Genomic DNA, 15,936 nt, shown 5'->3' with positions numbered 1-15,936 from the left:
CTCCGATGTGCTCCGAGTGGCGCCCGGGACTGAAGGGGTCGAGGCGGTTACCGTGGAGACATGGCTAGCGGGTCGACGACCAGGAAACGGAGTACGGCGCGAAGCGGCGGCAGCAAGGGGCCGGCGCGGAAGCCGCGTACCCCGGCGAAGCCCAGGTCAACGACGGCGAGGAAGCCCGCTCCACGGCGCCCGGCGCCGAGGAAGAAGTCTTCCGGCACGTTCGCCAAGGGCGTGCGCGGTACCTGGAATCTGCTCGCGAAGGGGCTCGGCACCCTCGCGAGGACGGTCGGCCGCGGTCGCGAACTCGAACCCGAACACCGCCGCGACGGTCTCGCCCTCGGCCTGATCGCGCTGGCGCTGGTGATCGCGTTCGGCGTCTGGTGGCGGGCCGCGGGTCCCGTCGGCGGCTGGGTGGAGATCGGCACCCGCTCGTTGCTGGGAGCCGGGGCGGTGACGCTGCCGCTGGTCCTGGTCGTGGCGGCCGTCGCGTTGATGCGCTCCGAACCGGTACCGGAAGCCCGGCCGCGGATGGTCATCGGCACCGTCCTGGTCATCCTGTCCGTGCTCGGCCTGCTGCACATCTTCACCGCGCTGCCCGAGACCAACGACGCGCGGATGTACGCCGGTGGGGTGATCGGCGCGTTCTCCGGCGGCCTGCTGACCATGGGCGTCACCACCTGGGTCGCCGTACCGGTGCTGGTGCTGGTGCTGCTGTTCGGCACCCTCGTGTTCACCGGGACCCCGGTCCGGGAGATTCCGCACCGGCTGCGCAGCTGGGGTCTCGATCCCGAAGAGATCGAAGAGGCCGAGGCCGAGCGCAAGGCCATCCACGACGAACGCGACGCCGTCACCGAAGCCGACCCGAAGTCGGTCCGCCTGCGGAAACCGTCGCGGCGCCGCCAGGGCGCCGGCGACAACGCGGGGGAGCAGCTCGACATCGAAGCCGCGCTGGCCGAAGCGCCGACGCCGCTTCGCCCGCCTAAGCCCCCCGCCAAGCCTGTCGAGGAGAAGAAGCCGAAGAAGGCCGAGCCGCCGATGGCGGTCACCAGGACCGTCGAAGGCGACTACAAGCTCCCGCCGCCGGACCTGCTGAAGCTCGGCGACGCGCCGAAGTCCCGCAGCAAGGCCAACGACGCCATGATCGAGGCGATTACCGGCGTGCTGGACCAGTTCAACGTCGACGCGCAGGTCACCGGCTTCACGCGGGGTCCGACGGTCACCCGATACGAGGTCGAACTCGGCCCCGGCGTGAAGGTCGAGAAGATCACCGCGCTGACCAAGAACATCGCCTACGCGGTGGCGACCGACAACGTCCGGCTGCTGGCGCCGATCCCCGGCAAGTCCGCGGTCGGCATCGAGGTGCCGAACTCCGACCGCGAGATGGTGCGCCTCGGCGACGTGCTGCGCGCGCCGTCGACGGTCAAGGACAACCACCCGATGGTCATCGGGCTCGGCAAGGACATCGAGGGTCACTTCGTCACCGCGAACCTGACGAAGATGCCGCACCTGCTGGTGGCGGGGTCCACCGGTTCCGGTAAGTCGAGCTTCGTGAATTCGATGCTGGTGTCGCTGCTCGCGCGGGCGACGCCGGACGAGTGCCGGATGATCCTGATCGACCCGAAGATGGTGGAACTGACCCCGTACGAGGGCATCCCGCACCTGATCACGCCCATCATCACCCAGCCGAAGAAGGCCGCCGCGGCGCTGGCCTGGCTGGTGGAGGAGATGGAGCAGCGGTATCAGGACATGCAGGTCAACAAGGTCCGGCACATCGACGACTACAACAAGAAGGTCCGCTCGGGCGAGATCACCGCGCCGCCCGGCAGCGAGCGCGTGTACGAGCCATACCCGTACATCATGGCGATCGTCGACGAGCTCGCCGACCTGATGATGACCGCGCCACGCGACGTCGAGGACGCGATCGTCCGGATCACCCAGAAGGCGCGTGCCGCCGGTATCCACCTGGTCCTGGCGACGCAGCGTCCGTCGGTCGATGTCGTGACCGGCCTGATCAAGACCAACGTGCCCTCGCGGCTGGCGTTCGCGACCTCCTCGCTCACCGACTCGCGGGTCATCCTCGACCAGCCGGGCGCGGAGAAGCTCATCGGTATGGGTGACGCGCTGTACCTGCCGATGGGTGCCGGGAAGCCGGTCCGTATCCAGGGTGCCTTCGTCGGCGACGAGGAGATCTCGGCCGTCGTCAACTTCGCGAAGGAGCAGGCGCAGCCGAACTACCAGGACGGCGTCACCGCGGCGAAGGCTGGCGAGAAGAAGGAGATCGACTCCGACATCGGCGACGACCTCGACGTCCTTCTGCAGGCCGCCGAGCTGATCGTCACCTCGCAGTTCGGCTCCACGTCGATGCTGCAGCGGAAACTGCGCGTCGGCTTCGCCAAGGCCGGGCGCCTGATGGACCTGTTGGAAAGCCGGGGCGTCGTCGGGCCTTCAGAGGGCTCGAAGGCGCGGGACGTGCTGATCAAGCCGGAGGAGCTGGAGTCGGTGCTGTTCATGATCCGCGGCGGCGGGGACGCGAACGGCGGGGACGTCTCCGACGACGACTGACCTGGCCCTGGAGGTCAGGTGTGTCATAAAGGGGCTTTCAGGACACTTGAAAAACCGATGCAACGGGCCAGCTGCTTCGTTACGTCCTCACTCAGTGGACCCCAAGAAGCTGCTCGTCGTCCTCTGCGCCCTGGCCGGTCTCGCCTGCGGGGCCGACAGCTCCGCCGCGCGCGAACAACCCGCGGCGGCCCAGCTCGCCCCGGTGCAGCAACCCCAGCGCACCGTGGGGCTGGGGGAGACCGTCGTCCTCAAAGTCGGTGACACGACCGAGGTCGCGTCGAAAGACGTCAGTATCCGCTTCGCCCGTTTGGTGTCCGATTCCCGCTGCCCCGCGGACACGGTCTGCGTCTGGGAAGGAGAGGCCGTGGTCGAGCTGACCCTGGCCGAACCCGGACGCGGTGAGCGGACGACGGCGGAAGTCGCCTCCACCGGACGAGGTGGCAGGCAGTCCGTCGAGTTCGCCGGCTGCCGGGTGGACCTGGTCGCCGTGAGTTCGGGCGGCGACCAGGTCACCCTGCGGGTCTCGTGAGTGGCAAAACGGTTCTGACCGTCCTTACCCACTCGACCACCCCAGCCTTAGAGCGCGTTGCCCCAGCCGTCGAGGTACGCGACTTCCGGCAGCGGCACGCGCGACGCGGGCTTGAAGTCCGGCACCGTCGTGTAGGCGACCGGCAGCAGTCCGACCTGCGTGACATCGGAGGGGATGCCGAGGATCTCGGCCGCCTCCGCCTCGTGCGTCAGGTGATACGTCGTGAGCGTCGAGCCGAGGCCGCGCGACCGCAGCGCCAGCTGGAAGTTCCATACCGCCGGGAAGATGCCGCCGTAGAACGCGGCGTCGGTCGCGTTGTCGCCGCTCGGCCTGCCGGTCAGGCACGGGATGACGTACACCGGCACCCGGTCGATCACATCGATCAGGTGCTGCCCCGAGGCGAACGCCCTCGCCACGGACGGTTCGGTGATCGCCTGCCCCAGCGCGGCGGCGTTCGCCTCCAGGTAGGCGTTCCCCACTCGCCGGAACAGCTCCGCGAGTTTGTCCTTCACACCCTGGTCGCGGACGACGAGCCAGCGCCAGGCCTGCTGGTTGCCCGGGGTCGGCGCCTGCAGTGCGAGCCGCAGGCACTCTTCGAGCACCTCGGGTTCCACTGGCCGGTCCAGGTCGAGTTTGCGGCGGACCGACCGCGTTGTGCTGAGCAGGTGGTCGGTGACCGAGGTGTCCATGTGCCGCCTTTCAGTGACGCGCCGCCAGGAAGCGGTCGATCAGCTCTGATCGGTTCGAGGTCCTCTTCCAGCGCGAAATGCCCGGTGTCGAAGAGATGAACCTCCGCCGAGGGAACATCATTCCGGAACGCTTCGGCCCCCGCCGGGTTGAAGAACGGGTCGTCGCGACCCCACATGGCGAGCACGGGAAGCTGGGCTTCTCGCCACCACGCCTGGAACTTCGGGTAGGTGGGGGGTGTTCCGGTAGCTCCGGAACAGGTCCAGCAGGTGGTTCGATGGTCTCCGGATGCCGGATGCCGGATGCCGGATGCCGGATGCCGGACGCCTTCCGCGTACTGGTACCCGATCTGCTCCGGTTCGAGGATCTCCTCGACCCGCGTCGTGCCTCGGTTCCGTCCGTCAGGGAAGAAGAGCTGAAGGGGACCATCGCCGCGTGCGATGAGGGGAAAGCGCCCTTCGCCGCGTGCGATGCGGGGAAAGTCCCCTTCGCACGCAGCTCACGAAAGCTCTAAAGCTCCAGCAACATCCGGCTGTTGCCCAAGGTGTTGGGCTTCACGTACGGCAGGTCGAGGAACTCCGCGACACCAGGATCGGCCGAGCGCCGCATCTCCTCGTAGACCTCCTGGGTCACCGGGGTGCCGTCGATCTCGACGAAGCCGTGACCAGCGAAGAAGCGGGTCTCGAAGGTCAGCACGAACAGCCGCTTCAGCCCGATCTCGCGGGCGAAGCCGATCAGTTGCCCCACCAGCGCGTGCCCGATCCCGCGACCCCGGGACGTCTTGTCGACCGCGATGGTGCGCAGCTCGCCGATGTCCTCCCAGAGCACGTGGAGGGCACCACAGCCGAGTACGTCGTCACCGTCTTCGACCACCCAGAACTCCTGGACACTCTCGTAGAGGGTGACGAGCTCCTTCTCCAGCAGCACCGTCCCCGCGTCGGAGTCGACCAGCGCCTTGATCTTGCGGACGTCCGCGATCCGCGCCCGGCGAACGGCCGGGCGGCGGCGATGGAGCGGTTCGAGGGGGTCTGGCAGCACATCCACCATTAAGCCATCATCGAGGCCGTGCCCGGCCGAGGACTCGCCCGAGCGAGCGATCGCCGACCCCGAGAACAGGCCAGCTACCCTGAGGCACGTGCCTTCTCCCACCACTGATCCTGTCGCCACCCGCCGCGTGTCCTTGCTGACCCTCGGTTGCGCCCGCAACGAGGTCGATTCCGAGGAACTCGCCGGACGGCTGGCGGCGGGCGGCTGGGAGCTCGCCGCCGAGCCCGAGGACTCCGACGTCGTGGTGGTCAACACCTGCGGCTTCGTCGAGTCCGCGAAGAAGGATTCGGTCGACACGCTGCTCGCCGCGTCCGACACCGGGAAGAAGGTCGTCGCCGTCGGCTGCATGGCCGAGCGCTACGGCAACGAGCTGGCCGAAAACCTGCCCGAGGCCGACGCGGTCCTGGGTTTCGACCACTACGCCGACCTCTCCGACCGCCTGGACGACGTCGTGGCGGGCCGCAAGGTCGAGTCTCACACCCCCTCCGACCGCCGCAAGCTGCTGCCGATCAGCCCGGTCCAGCGCCCGACGGCCGCCGAGACGGTCGAGGTGCCAGGGCACGCGCAGCACGGCTGGGGGCCGAGGGTGCTGCGGACCCGGCTCGACACCTCCCCGGTGGCCGCGCTGAAGATCGCTTCCGGCTGCGACCGCCGCTGCTCGTTCTGCGCGATCCCGTCGTTCCGGGGCTCCTTCGTGTCCCGGCAGCCGGACGAGATCGTCGCCGAGGCGATGTGGCTCGCGGAGAACGGCGTCAAGGAGGTCTTCCTCGTCTCGGAGAACTCCACCTCCTACGGCAAGGACTTCGGCCGTGACGGCGCCCGCGCGCTGGAACTGCTGGTCCCGCGCCTGGCCGCGGTGGCCGGTATCGAGCGTGTCCGCGTCTCCTATCTGCAGCCCGCCGAGACGCGCCCCGGCCTGGTCAAGGCCATCGCGACCACGCCGGGCGTCGCCGACTACTTCGACCTGTCCTTCCAGCACTCCAGCGAGACCGTGCTGCGCCGCATGCGCCGCTTCGGCTCCACGGACTCGTTCCTCGCGCTGACCGAGCAGATCCGGGAGTACTCGCCCAGCGCGGGCATCCGCACCAATGTCATCGTCGGCTTCCCCGGCGAGACCGAAGAGGACGTCGCCGAGCTGGAGCGCTTCCTGACCGGTGCGCGGCTCGACGCGGTGGGCGTCTTCGGCTACTCGGACGAGGACGGCACCGAGGCCGAGACCTTCGACGGCAAACTCGACGAGACCGTGGTGGCCGAGCGAGTCTCCCGGATCTCCGCGCTGGTCGAGGAGCTGACCTCGCAGCGTGCCGAGGAGCGCGTCGGCGACTTCGTCGACGTGCTGATCGAGCAGGCCGAGGACGGCGAAGACCCGATCGGCCGCGCCGCGCACCAGGCGCCCGAGGTCGACGGCGAATGCGTCCTGATCGAGACGGACGACCTGCCCTCGCTGGCGGTCGGTGACTTCGTGCGCTGCGAGGTCGTCGACTCCGAGGGTGTCGACCTGATCGTGCGGCCCGCGCCGCTCGAGGCCGACCGGTGAATGCCGCCCCGAGCGACGCCGGGGCGGGCGAGGGAACCGGCGGTGAGCACGCCCGGGTCCCCGAGGCCACCCCGGTCCCGACGCTGAACCTGGCGAACCTCCTCACGATGTCGCGGCTGGTGCTGGTGCCGCTGTTCGTGATGGCGCTGTTCGCCGGCGACGGGACGGACACGTTCTGGCGCGCGATCGCCACCACGCTGTTCGCGATCGCGTCGTTCACCGACCAGGTCGACGGCTGGGTCGCGCGCAAGTACGGGCTGATCACCGACTTCGGCAAGATCGCCGACCCGATCGCGGACAAGGCGCTGATCGGCGCCGCGCTGATCGGGCTGAGTGTGCTCGGCGAACTGGGCTGGTGGGTCACCATCGTCATCGCGCTCCGCGAGATCGGCGTGACGCTGCTGCGGTTCTGGGTGATCAGGCACGGCGTCATCCCGGCCAGCCGGGGCGGCAAGGCCAAGACGCTCGCGCAGATCGCGGCCATCACCGCGTACCTGCTGCCCCTGCCCGCGGCCGCCGAGCCGGTGCGGTGGGTGCTGATGGGGCTCGCACTCGTGCTGACCGTCGTGACCGGGCTCGACTACGTCGTGCGGGCGGTGCGGCTCCGTGCCGCCGGACGGCGTGCCGCGGGCTTATGACAGGCACAGCCGCGCGCAGCGTGTCCGCTGAGGGTGGTGGCGGGGGCATAGCTGGACCTGAGACCTTGATCACTCACCTGATCGAGCGAGGGGAGACGGTGGCGACGGCCGAGTCGCTGACCGCCGGCTTGGTCTGCGCGACGCTGACCCGCGTCCCCGGATCGAGTGCCGCCGTCCGGGGCGGGCTGATCGTCTACGCCACCGATCTCAAGGCTTCGCTCGCCGGGGTCGACGAAGACCTTCTCGCCGCGCATGGCGCCGTTCATCCCGAGGTCGCGGCTCAGTTGGCCGCCGGCGCGAGAGACCGCTGCGGCGCCACCTGGGGCCTCGGCCTGACCGGTGTCGCGGGTCCGGCGGGGCAGCACGGCATCGCACCCGGCACCGTCCATGTCGGGCTCGCCGGGCCGGCCGTGCTCACCGTCCGTACGCTGGACTTGAGCGGTGATCGAGCTTCGGTCAGGGCCGGGGCCGTCCGCGGCGCGTTCGCCCTGCTGGGGGAACATCTCGCATGATCGCCGCGTTCGCCCTTGGCGTATTGCCGTGTCAACACCTGCGCCCAGGGCACCGCACTGGGTAACGTAGGGGGCAGTCAGTCCTGGAAGGGAGGCGCGTGATGACCGTGCTGTTGCGCGAGGCGATCGGCGACCGGCTCCGACACGCCCGCACGAACCAGCGTCGAACGCTGCGGGACATCTCCCGCGCCGCCAGGGTGAGCCTTGGCTACCTTTCCGAGGTCGAGCGCGGGCAGAAGGAAGCGTCCAGCGAGCTGCTGGCGTCCATTTGCGAGGCCCTGGAGCTTCCGCTCGGCGAACTCCTGCACAAGGTCGCCGCCGACGTCTCGGCGATCGACAATGTCGAGGTCGCCCCGGTGGACGAGAAGGTCGAGGCGGGCAAGCGCCGTGCTCCGGAGCGTGAGAGCGCCGAGGCCGGTCTCGAAGGTGGGCGCCTGGTATCCGAGCTGATCGGTAACGACCTGGCCGACTTGCGGATCTCGCCGCCGCCGCGGATGAGCCCGGCCCTGCGGACGACGATCGCCGCACCGAAGATGGTCGCGGCCTAGCAGCTGTGACGTGAGAGGCCCCGGGCAGTCCGCCTGGGGCCTTCCTCGTTCCTGGGTCAGCTCGCGGCGCTGTCGAACGCGCCCGCCTGGTAGGAGCCACCCTTGGTGTGCGTGACGACGAGCAGCCGGTTGGCGGCATTGATCATCGCGACCAGGTAGACCAGCGCGGCGATCTGGTCGTCGTCGTAGTGCTCGCACACCTGCGACCAGGTCTCGTCCGAGACGCCCTGGTGCGCGTCGGCGAGGCGGCTGCCTTCCTCCGCGAAGACCAGCGCGGCCCGCTCGGCCTGGGTGAACACGGTCGATTCGCGCCAGGCGGCGACCAGGTTGACGCGGACCGCGGGTTCGCCTGCCGCCGTCAGGTCCTTGGCGTGCGCGTCGACGCAGAACCCGCAGCCGTTGAGCTGGCTGGCCCGCAGCGACACCAGTTCTTGGGTGACCTTCGGCAGCGTCGACCCCTTGATCGCCACACTGACGGCGGCGAAACGCTTGCCGAGCTTGGCGCCGAGCTCGGTGCTGTTCAAATCGAAACGGCTGTCCATGACTTCGTCCTCATTCATGATCGGGTGGTGAAGCGAACGACCACCAGATGCCGCTGACCCGCCCGGCCTGACAACACGATCAGGTGACGTGAAACACGTCCTTCAGGTGTCAGAAAGCGGCGAGGTCCGGTGTCTTGTGCGCGACAACCGTCGAGAGGGAACAGGAGCCACCCATGCCCGCCCCGGACCCCGCCACCGAGGCGTTCGTCGCCCACCGGAACCTGCTGTTCACCGTCGCCTACGAGATGCTCGGCTCGGCCGCCGACGCGGAGGACGTCCTCCAGGAGACCTGGCTGCGCTGGTCGGGCGTCGAGCACGGCACCGTGGAAAACCCGCGGGCCTACCTGGTCCGCGTCACCACCCGGCAGGCGCTCGGCAGGCTGCGCACCCTCGGCCGACGCAAGGAGTCCTACGTCGGTCCTTGGCTGCCCGAACCGCTGCTGACCACGCCGGACGTGGCCGAGGACGTCGAGCTGGCCGACAGCGTTTCGATGGCGATGCTGCTGGTGCTGGAGACCCTCGCGCCGACCGAACGCGCGGTGTTCGTGCTGCGTGAGGTGTTCGACGTGGCCTACGACGAGATCGCCGAGGCCGTGGGCAAGACCCCGGTCGCGGTCCACCAGATCGCTCACCGGGCCCGGGCGCACGTCGCCGCCCGGCGGCCGCGGGGTGCCGCGTCCCCGGCCGAGACCCGTGGCGTGCTCGACGCGTTCCACCGGGCGGTCCGAACAGGTGACCTGCAGGGGCTGCTCGACGTCCTCGCACCGGACGTCGTCTTCCTCGGCGACGGCGGCGGAGTGGTGCAGGCAGTGCTGGAACCGGTGGTCGGGGCCGCCCGCGTCGCGCCGCTGCTGGCCACGAGCCGTCCGGCGAGGGACGACGCGGCCACGATGCGGACGGCGCAGGTCAACGGCCATCCGGCGCTGATCCTCCGGCTCGGCGGCGAGGTCGACACCGTCGTCGCGGTGCGGGTCGACGACGGCCTGATCACCGACCTTTACGCCGTGCGCAACCCTGAGAAGCTCACGCGGATCGAGCGGGCGACCACCCTGCGCCGCTGAGTCCGGGCTCGTATTCCAGCCGTCTTCACCCAGGGTCACCACCCGGCGAACCTGAAAGGTCGTGAACATCACAGTCAGGGGGATCCCTGAATTCCGTCGGGGTCGCCTGGAACACGGGACGCCGACCTGACACGATGGAACTCAACGCCGGGGTCGGGACGTTGCAACATCACAAGAGGGGACGCCCCACCTCGAGGTAACAGCCCGTGGGATGCGAGAAGGCAGGCGGAGGAGATGGCCAACCCGTTCGTGAAGTTCTGGAAGTACATGATGGCGGCGTTCTCGTCGAAGATCGACGAGCACGCCGACCCGAAGGTACAGATCCAGCAGGCCATCGAGGAGGCGCAGCGCAATCACCAGGCGCTGACCCAGCAGGCGGCCTCGGTGATCGGTAACCAGCGTCAGCTGGAGATGAAGCTGAACCGTCAGCTCGGCGACGTGGAGAAGCTGCAGGCTTCGACCCGCCAGGCGCTGGTGCTCGCCGACGAGGCGCGTGCCAAGGGCGATGAGCAGAAGGCGACCGAGTTCGAGAACGCGGCGGAGAGTTTCGCCGCACAGCTCGTCACCGCCGAGCAGAGCATCGAAGACCTGAAGACCCTGCACGACCAGTCGCTTCAGGCGGCGGAGCAGGCGAAGAAGGCCGTCGAGCGCAACGCGACCATGTTGCAGCAGAAGCTGGCCGAGCGCACCAAGCTGCTCTCGCAGCTGGAGCAGGCGAAGATGCAGGAGCAGGTCTCCGCTTCGCTGAACCAGATGAGCCAGCTGGCCGCGCCGGGCAACACCCCGTCACTGGAAGACGTTCGCGACAAGATCGAGAAGCGCTACACCACCGCGCTCGGCTCGGCCGAACTCGCACAGAACTCCGTCCAGGGCCGGATGATGGAGGTCCAGGCCTCCACGACGCAGTTCGCCGGACACTCGCGTCTGGAGCAGATCCGCGCCTCCATGAAGGGTGACTCCGTCGCGCAGGTGACCGACGGCAAGACCACCGCCGCCGCCGCGCCGAAGGCGTCGAGCGGTGCGGACATCCAGCGTGAGATCCAGGCACGGGTTCAGGCCGAACAGGGCAAGAACCCCGCCTGACACATCACCTAGAGCCGGTCCCGCACCCCGCGGGGTGCGGGACCGGACTCACCTATCAGAGGGGCGAGGGCAATGGGCCAGGGCAGGCGCAAGGACTTCGGGGAGTTCACCGCCAAGCTGGAGAAGCACATCGAGAAGCTGCCCGATTACGCCCAGCGCGCGCAGGAGAAGCTGCAGCGCTACATCCCGCCCTCCGAGCAGGGTTCCCGGCCGTCGACACCCACGCCGCCCGCGCCGCGGCCGCTCATGCCGAAGATGCCCCCGATGCCGAAGATGTCGCAGCAGCTGACGTCCATGGCCGCGGGGCAGATCCCGGTCGTCGCCGAGGCGAAGGCCAAATGGGCCCGCTGGAACGAGCCGGCCGCCAAACTGGAGCGACAGAAGCGCCGCACTTCCCGTGCGATGACGTTCTGGATCCTCCTCACCATCCTTTGTGGACTGTTCGCCGTCGCCGCGGGCACCGGCCTGCTGAAGTCGGGACAGGCCGACATCCTCCAGGCCATCGCGGGCAGCGCGTTCACCATCGTCTTCGGCACTTTCGGTGTCCGGTCGGGACTGCGGCTGCGGACGCTCAAGCGCACCGTGCTGCCCGCCGCGCCCGCCGCTCCGCCACCGCTTCCCCCGGCGCGATCCGTCGCGCGGGAGCCGATGGAACGCCTCGTCGAAAGCGAGGCTTCGCTGTCGGAGCTGCTTCGCCAGCTTTCGCAGCCGACGTCGCTCGGCACCATGCCGGTGTCGGAGATCGCCGTGGCGGACGCCCGGGCCACCGCCACGGAGGCGGCGCAGGCCCTGCGTGGCCTCGCGGGCCGGATCCAGGCCATCGAACGCGGCCGTGACGCCGCTCCCGAGCGCGAGCGGGGCGCTCTCGACGCCGCCGTCAAGCAACTGCGCGTCCAGCTCGACGACGGCCTCGACGGCTACGGCGGTCTCGTCGCCGCTGCCGGACACACCGTCGCCGCGAGCTCGGACGGCATGACGTCGTCCAAGGAGTCGCTCTCCGACGCGACCGACAAGCTCGCCGGACTGGCCATGGCGCTGCGCGAACTTTCCTGAGCGAGGCGGTTGTCTCGTAGATCGGTAGATAGGCCCAACGCCACAGGGGGGATATCCGCACCGCGCGGGGGTGAGCAGGCCCGAGCAGCTGACCAAGTCGCGATCGGGCGGGTAATGGCGGGACTGGGTGGATTCCGGTGCGGGGGACGACCCAGAATCCACCCAGCCGCTCCGACCGCAAGCTTCTAAGCAGGCGCTTTCCTGGACAATCGTCTCATTCGTCGTCGCTAATACTCCATTGCGTAACGACTCGCTCACTGTGGGATACCGAAACGCGCGTGTGGCCCGAAACCGCTGGTGATGGCAACCCGCGATGCCTAACGTTTCTCTCATGCACGCAGTGCTCCTCCCAGCTCGGGCCTGAACCCAGCCCGCGTGAGCGGGCGTTCCAGGGTGGCGGACCGGACACAGTGGATCTCGCGCAGTGGTCTTTCTCGTCCCCATCGAGGAAAGGACGCCCAGTGACGACGCTCCCCCCGGAACAAGAGCCGATCCCGACCCCGCCGCCCAGCTCCTACCAGCGCGTCGTCGCGGCCTACGACCGGATCACCGAGGTCGACCGCCCCGACGTCTGGATCATGCTCCGCCCCCTGGAAGACGCCCTCGTGGACGCGAAGGCGGTCGATGAACGCGTACGCGCCGGGACGGACCTCCCACTCGCCGGAACCCTGGTGGCGGTCGCCGATGTCATCGACGTCGCCGGTCTTCCCACAGCGGGGGAGGACGTCTGCTGCGTCGGTGTCCCGGCGGTGTCCCGGCTGGCCGCCGCCGGAGCGGTGGTGGTCGGCAAGACCAACTGCGACCGGTTCGGCAGCGACCTCGAGCACACCCACAGCCCGTACGGCGCCGTGAGCGCCGCGCTGAACACCGCCAGGGTCTCGGGGAGCGCGAGCAGCGGCGCGGCCGTCGCCGTCGCGCTCGGCCTGGTCGATCTGGCGGTCGTGACGGACACGGCGGGAGCGGGCCGGGTGCCCGCTTCACTCAACGGGATCGTCGGGCTGAAGCCGACGCTGGGCCTCGTGCCCAAGACCGGTGCCGCGCCGTGCGGCGGGATCGCCCTGTTCGCGCGCAGCCTCACCCTCGGCCAGCGCGCGCTGGGGTTGATGACCGGTCCCGACGGGATCGACCCGCTCGCGCGGGACTGGCCGCCCGACGTCCGGCTCTCCGCGGGGGATCGGCCGCGAGTGGCGATCCCCGGCTCCGAAACGCTCACCGGTCTCTCGCTGCGGGCCCGGTCCGCTTTCGTCGGCGCGGTTTCGGCGCTGCGAGCGTCCGGGGCCGTCGTGGAGACGGTGGAGGTGTCGGCGCTGTTGTCGGTCGGCGAGCTGATCCACGACGACGGCTTCACCGCCGATCGCCGGCGGGTCGCCGAGGCCGGGATGCTCGCGCTCCGGACGCTGTCCGAGTACGACGCCCTGGTCCTCCCGACCGTCGCGGACCATCCCGAAGTCACCGAGGCGCTGTCCGATCCGGACGGTGTCGCGAAACGGCTGGAGCGGTTCACGGCGTTCGTCAACCTGCTCGACCTCGCCGCGGTCACGGTGCCGTCGTCGCCGTCGGATCTCGGGCCGTACGGGGTGTCGGTGGTGGTGCGGCCGTTCGACGACCAGGTCGCCATCGACCTCGCCGCCGTGCTCACCGACGAACAGGCCGATTTCCCTTATCCCGCACCGGGCGCGGACCTCGTGGTGTTCGGGGCGCACCTGCGCGGTCAGCCGCTGAACGGACGGCTGGTCGCTGCGGGCGCACGGTTCACCGGCCTGGTCCAGACCGGTGAGGGCTACCGGATGCTGTTGCTGCCGACCGACCCACCCCAGCCGGGCGTGGTGCCGGTGAGCGCCCCGGGCGAGCACACCATGCTGTCGGGGGAACGCTGGCGCCTCTCACCCGCCGCTCTCGGCGCGTTCGCCGCCACGCTGGCCGAACCGTTCGTGCTCGGCCGGATCCGGCTGGACGGCGGCGAAACCCCGCTGGCCGTCCTCTGTGACCAGTCGGCGACGGCGACGGCCACCGAATTGACGCGGTACCGGTGCTGGCGTGCCTATCTCAGGTTCGTCAGTACGGCCGGGCCGCGAGACCTCGGGCGACCCGCTTGACCAGACCGGGACCGTGCAGGGCGAAACCGGAGTAGAGCTGGACAAGACCGGCGCCGGCGTCGAGCATCCGGGCGGCGGCGCCGGCGTCGAAGATCCCGCCGACGCCGATGATCGGCAGCTTGCCGCCGGTCTCGTCGTGCACGAACCGCACCACCTCGACCGAGCGGGCGGTGAGCGGGCGGCCGGAGAGTCCGCCCGCCTGTTCGCCGACGGTCGCTTCCGTTGGCGCGATCCCTTCGCGGGACAGCGTCGTGTTGGTCGCGATCAGCCCGGCGACACCGTGTTCGAGGCAGACTTCCAGCAGTTCCGCGAGGGCTTCGTCGGTGAGGTCGGGGGCGACCTTCACCAGCACCGGTGTCGGCGCGGCCTCGCCCGCCAGTGCCGTGGAGGTCTCGCGGAGTTCGGAGAGCAGTTCGGCCAGCGCGGACTTGTCCTGCAACGCCCGCAATCCCGGTGTGTTGGGCGAACTGACGTTGATCGCGAAGTAGTCGGCGTACGGATACAGCGCACGCAGTGAGAACCGGTAGTCCTCGACGGCTTCGTCGAGCGGGGTCACCTTGGACTTGCCGATGCTGACGCCGAGCGGCACCGGCGGCTTCCCGCCCGCGGCGAGGCGGGCGGCGAGTGCTTCCGCGCCTTCGTTGTTGAAGCCCATCCGGTTGATCACCGCGTCGGTCTCGGCAAGGGTGAACAGCCGCGGCTTGTCGTTGCCCGGCTGCGGGTGCCGGGTCACCGTGCCGACCTCGACGAAGCCGAAGCCAAGCGCGGGCCAGGCGTGCAGCGCCCGGCCGTTCTTGTCCATCCCGGCGGCGAGGCCGACGCGGTTCGGGAAGCGGAGCCCGAGGAAGGTGACCGGATCGTCCGTCCGGTAGACGCGGCCGAGCGCGCCGAGCGCGGGGGGGACCCGGCTCAGCCTGGCGAGCGTGCCGATGGTGCGCTCGTGCACGGTTTCGGGGTCGCTGCCGGAGACCAGGTAGAGAGCGGGGCGGACGATCTTGTCGAAGAACACGGCCCCATCATGCCTGGTGGCCGCCGTGCCGCTCGATCGTGCTCGCCCAAGGCCTTAGCTTCCCGTGTCGAGACGGACATCATCCGTGCCTGAATGGAGATCACGCGTGATCAGGCGGAGATCACGCGTGATCTCCACCTGATCACGCGTGATCTCCATTCGGTTACGCGAGGCGCGCCTTCCACTCGTCCTCGAGCATCGCGAAGACGAGTTCGTCGCACCACTCGCCCTTCACGATCTCGTTCTGCCGCAGATGCGCTTCCTTGCGCATGCCGAGGCGTTCCATCAGCGTGGCCGACGCGGTGTTGCGGCCGTCGCAGCGGCCGATGATCCGGTGCAGCCCGAGGTCTTCGAAGCCGAGCCGGAGCAGTTCGACGGCGGCCTCCGCGGCGAACCCCTTGCCGTGGTGATCGGGATGGAACACGAAACCGATCTCGCCCTGCCGGTGCTCGCTGCTGAGGTACTCGAGGTTCAGGTCGCCGATCAGTTGCCCGGTCTCGGTCAGCTCCACGGCCACGGCCAGGAACTGGCCCTCCTGGGACAGGCTGCCGCTGTGCACGCGCTTCGCGAGCGCGGCGGCGGATTCGGCCCGGCTGCGCGGGCTCCAATAGAGGTAGCGGGCGACGTCGGCGCGGGACTGGAAGGAATTGAGTTCGTCGAGATCGTCCGGGCTGAAAGCGCGGAGGGTAAGGCGCGGGGTGATGATCGGGAAATCGGGCCTCAACATGGCGTCAGGCTATCCAGTCTTCGGGGTCCGGGGGCGGAACAGCGGCGGACGGTTCTCCAAGACGGTGGGCGGTCCGTCTGGCCGCGCGAAAGGAGTAACGACCCGGAAATGAGGGTGCCCCGAGGCGGCTCCCGGACGCCGGAATCGGCGGCCGGGCCCGAGCCGGACCGGTGCTCGGGTACCTCGGGGGCCCGGTGACTGCCTGGTATTCGCTATCAGGCACCACGCGAAGCAGAGACGACGAGCCGAAGGTGGCTCCAACTTGCGTTGTATCGCTGCTCAAAAGTCCTACGCGTGCCGTCCGC

15 protein-coding genes and 1 pseudogene are annotated in these 15,936 nt (G+C 69.4%); 10 read left to right on the top strand and 6 right to left on the bottom strand.

What is annotated here, in order from left to right; genetic code table 11:
* The first annotated feature begins 60 nt into the window (after nucleotides 1–60).
* Nucleotides 61–2,562 carry a DNA translocase FtsK 4TM domain-containing protein gene (locus tag ACM6LR_RS19135; RefSeq protein WP_414944212.1) on the top strand — a complete coding sequence of 834 codons (2,502 nt, stop codon included), beginning with the start codon at nucleotides 61–63 and terminating at the stop codon, nucleotides 2,560–2,562.
* A 94-nt stretch (nucleotides 2,563–2,656) separates the two neighbouring features.
* Nucleotides 2,657–3,091, top strand: coding sequence for a hypothetical protein (locus ACM6LR_RS19130; RefSeq protein ID WP_414937229.1), 435 nt, complete (start codon nucleotides 2,657–2,659; stop codon nucleotides 3,089–3,091).
* Between the two features lie 47 nt (nucleotides 3,092–3,138).
* Here ACM6LR_RS19130 and ACM6LR_RS19125 read toward each other — a convergent pair whose 3' ends face one another.
* From ACM6LR_RS19125 to ACM6LR_RS19115, 3 genes and pseudogenes are all read right to left on the bottom strand, one after another.
* Nucleotides 3,139–3,780 carry a nitroreductase family protein gene (locus ACM6LR_RS19125; protein ID WP_414937230.1) on the bottom strand — a complete coding sequence of 214 codons (642 nt, stop codon included), beginning with the start codon at nucleotides 3,778–3,780 and terminating at the stop codon, nucleotides 3,139–3,141.
* Nucleotides 3,781–3,899: 119 nt separating this feature from the next.
* A pseudogene (locus tag ACM6LR_RS19120) lies at nucleotides 3,900–3,956 on the bottom strand (hypothetical protein); the annotation flags it as partial.
* A 332-nt stretch (nucleotides 3,957–4,288) separates the two neighbouring features.
* The gene (locus ACM6LR_RS19115; RefSeq protein WP_414937232.1) at nucleotides 4,289–4,825 is read right to left on the bottom strand and encodes an amino-acid N-acetyltransferase; all 537 of its coding nucleotides are present in this window, start codon (nucleotides 4,823–4,825) and stop codon (nucleotides 4,289–4,291) included.
* Between the two features lie 88 nt (nucleotides 4,826–4,913).
* Between ACM6LR_RS19115 and rimO the strand changes: the two genes are divergently transcribed.
* The 4 genes from rimO (at nucleotide 4,914) to ACM6LR_RS19095 (ending at nucleotide 8,060) form a co-directional block, all read left to right on the top strand.
* Nucleotides 4,914–6,362 (top strand): 30S ribosomal protein S12 methylthiotransferase RimO, encoded by a 1,449-nt coding sequence (gene rimO / locus ACM6LR_RS19110; protein WP_414944211.1) that lies wholly within the window; start codon nucleotides 4,914–4,916, stop codon nucleotides 6,360–6,362.
* Nucleotides 6,359–7,000, top strand: a complete 642-nt coding sequence (gene pgsA / locus ACM6LR_RS19105; protein WP_414937234.1) for a CDP-diacylglycerol--glycerol-3-phosphate 3-phosphatidyltransferase — start codon at nucleotides 6,359–6,361, stop codon at nucleotides 6,998–7,000. The genes rimO and pgsA overlap by 4 nt, the downstream gene beginning before the upstream one ends.
* Before the next feature lie 65 nt (nucleotides 7,001–7,065).
* Nucleotides 7,066–7,512, top strand: coding sequence for a CinA family protein (locus ACM6LR_RS19100; protein ID WP_414937235.1), 447 nt, complete (start codon nucleotides 7,066–7,068; stop codon nucleotides 7,510–7,512).
* Between the two features lie 101 nt (nucleotides 7,513–7,613).
* On the top strand, nucleotides 7,614–8,060 hold the full coding sequence (locus ACM6LR_RS19095; protein ID WP_414937236.1) for a helix-turn-helix domain-containing protein: 447 nt from the start codon (nucleotides 7,614–7,616) through the stop codon (nucleotides 8,058–8,060).
* Between the two features lie 56 nt (nucleotides 8,061–8,116).
* Here ACM6LR_RS19095 and ACM6LR_RS19090 read toward each other — a convergent pair whose 3' ends face one another.
* Nucleotides 8,117–8,602, bottom strand: coding sequence for a carboxymuconolactone decarboxylase family protein (locus tag ACM6LR_RS19090; protein ID WP_414937237.1), 486 nt, complete (start codon nucleotides 8,600–8,602; stop codon nucleotides 8,117–8,119).
* 173 nt (nucleotides 8,603–8,775) lie between these two features.
* Between ACM6LR_RS19090 and ACM6LR_RS19085 the strand changes: the two genes are divergently transcribed.
* The 4 genes from ACM6LR_RS19085 (at nucleotide 8,776) to ACM6LR_RS19070 (ending at nucleotide 13,895) form a co-directional block, all read left to right on the top strand.
* A complete protein-coding gene (locus ACM6LR_RS19085; protein WP_414944210.1) occupies nucleotides 8,776–9,663 on the top strand; it encodes an RNA polymerase sigma-70 factor in 888 nt (295 codons plus the stop codon).
* Between the two features lie 234 nt (nucleotides 9,664–9,897).
* Nucleotides 9,898–10,746, top strand: a complete 849-nt coding sequence (locus ACM6LR_RS19080) for a PspA/IM30 family protein (protein ID WP_414944209.1) — start codon at nucleotides 9,898–9,900, stop codon at nucleotides 10,744–10,746.
* A 72-nt stretch (nucleotides 10,747–10,818) separates the two neighbouring features.
* Nucleotides 10,819–11,799, top strand: a complete 981-nt coding sequence (pspM, locus tag ACM6LR_RS19075; RefSeq protein ID WP_414944208.1) for a phage shock envelope stress response protein PspM — start codon at nucleotides 10,819–10,821, stop codon at nucleotides 11,797–11,799.
* Between the two features lie 461 nt (nucleotides 11,800–12,260).
* Complete coding sequence (locus ACM6LR_RS19070) at nucleotides 12,261–13,895, top strand: amidase family protein (RefSeq protein WP_414944207.1); 1,635 nt, start codon at nucleotides 12,261–12,263, stop codon at nucleotides 13,893–13,895.
* Here the strand turns inward: ACM6LR_RS19070 and ACM6LR_RS19065 are convergent.
* A complete protein-coding gene (locus tag ACM6LR_RS19065; protein ID WP_414944206.1) occupies nucleotides 13,855–14,904 on the bottom strand; it encodes a quinone-dependent dihydroorotate dehydrogenase in 1,050 nt (349 codons plus the stop codon). The genes ACM6LR_RS19070 and ACM6LR_RS19065 overlap by 41 nt on opposite strands.
* A 163-nt stretch (nucleotides 14,905–15,067) precedes the next feature.
* Complete coding sequence (locus tag ACM6LR_RS19060; protein ID WP_414937243.1) at nucleotides 15,068–15,631, bottom strand: GNAT family N-acetyltransferase; 564 nt, start codon at nucleotides 15,629–15,631, stop codon at nucleotides 15,068–15,070.
* Nucleotides 15,632–15,936: the final 305 nt, after the last annotated feature.

This window comes from Amycolatopsis sp. cmx-11-32 (assembly GCF_047608695.1).
Classification (GTDB): domain Bacteria; phylum Actinomycetota; class Actinomycetes; order Mycobacteriales; family Pseudonocardiaceae; genus Amycolatopsis.
Note: the sequence above shows the minus strand (reverse complement) of the source record. Positions and strands in the feature narration are given on the sequence as shown.

Bases quoted from the DNA above. Each gene is read 5' to 3' on its own strand.
- ACM6LR_RS19135 (WP_414944212.1), top strand. From the start codon at position 61: ATGGCTAGCGGGTCGACGACCAGGAAACGGAGTACGGCGCGAAGCGGC.
- ACM6LR_RS19125 (WP_414937230.1), bottom strand. From the start codon at position 3,780: ATGGACACCTCGGTCACCGACCACCTGCTCAGCACAACGCGGTCGGTC.
- ACM6LR_RS19115 (WP_414937232.1), bottom strand. From the start codon at position 4,825: ATGGTGGATGTGCTGCCAGACCCCCTCGAACCGCTCCATCGCCGCCGC.
- ACM6LR_RS19095 (WP_414937236.1), top strand. From the start codon at position 7,614: ATGACCGTGCTGTTGCGCGAGGCGATCGGCGACCGGCTCCGACACGCC.
- ACM6LR_RS19090 (WP_414937237.1), bottom strand. From the start codon at position 8,602: ATGGACAGCCGTTTCGATTTGAACAGCACCGAGCTCGGCGCCAAGCTC.
- ACM6LR_RS19085 (WP_414944210.1), top strand. From the start codon at position 8,776: ATGCCCGCCCCGGACCCCGCCACCGAGGCGTTCGTCGCCCACCGGAAC.
- ACM6LR_RS19080 (WP_414944209.1), top strand. From the start codon at position 9,898: ATGGCCAACCCGTTCGTGAAGTTCTGGAAGTACATGATGGCGGCGTTC.
- pspM (WP_414944208.1), top strand. From the start codon at position 10,819: ATGGGCCAGGGCAGGCGCAAGGACTTCGGGGAGTTCACCGCCAAGCTG.
- ACM6LR_RS19060 (WP_414937243.1), bottom strand. From the start codon at position 15,631: ATGTTGAGGCCCGATTTCCCGATCATCACCCCGCGCCTTACCCTCCGC.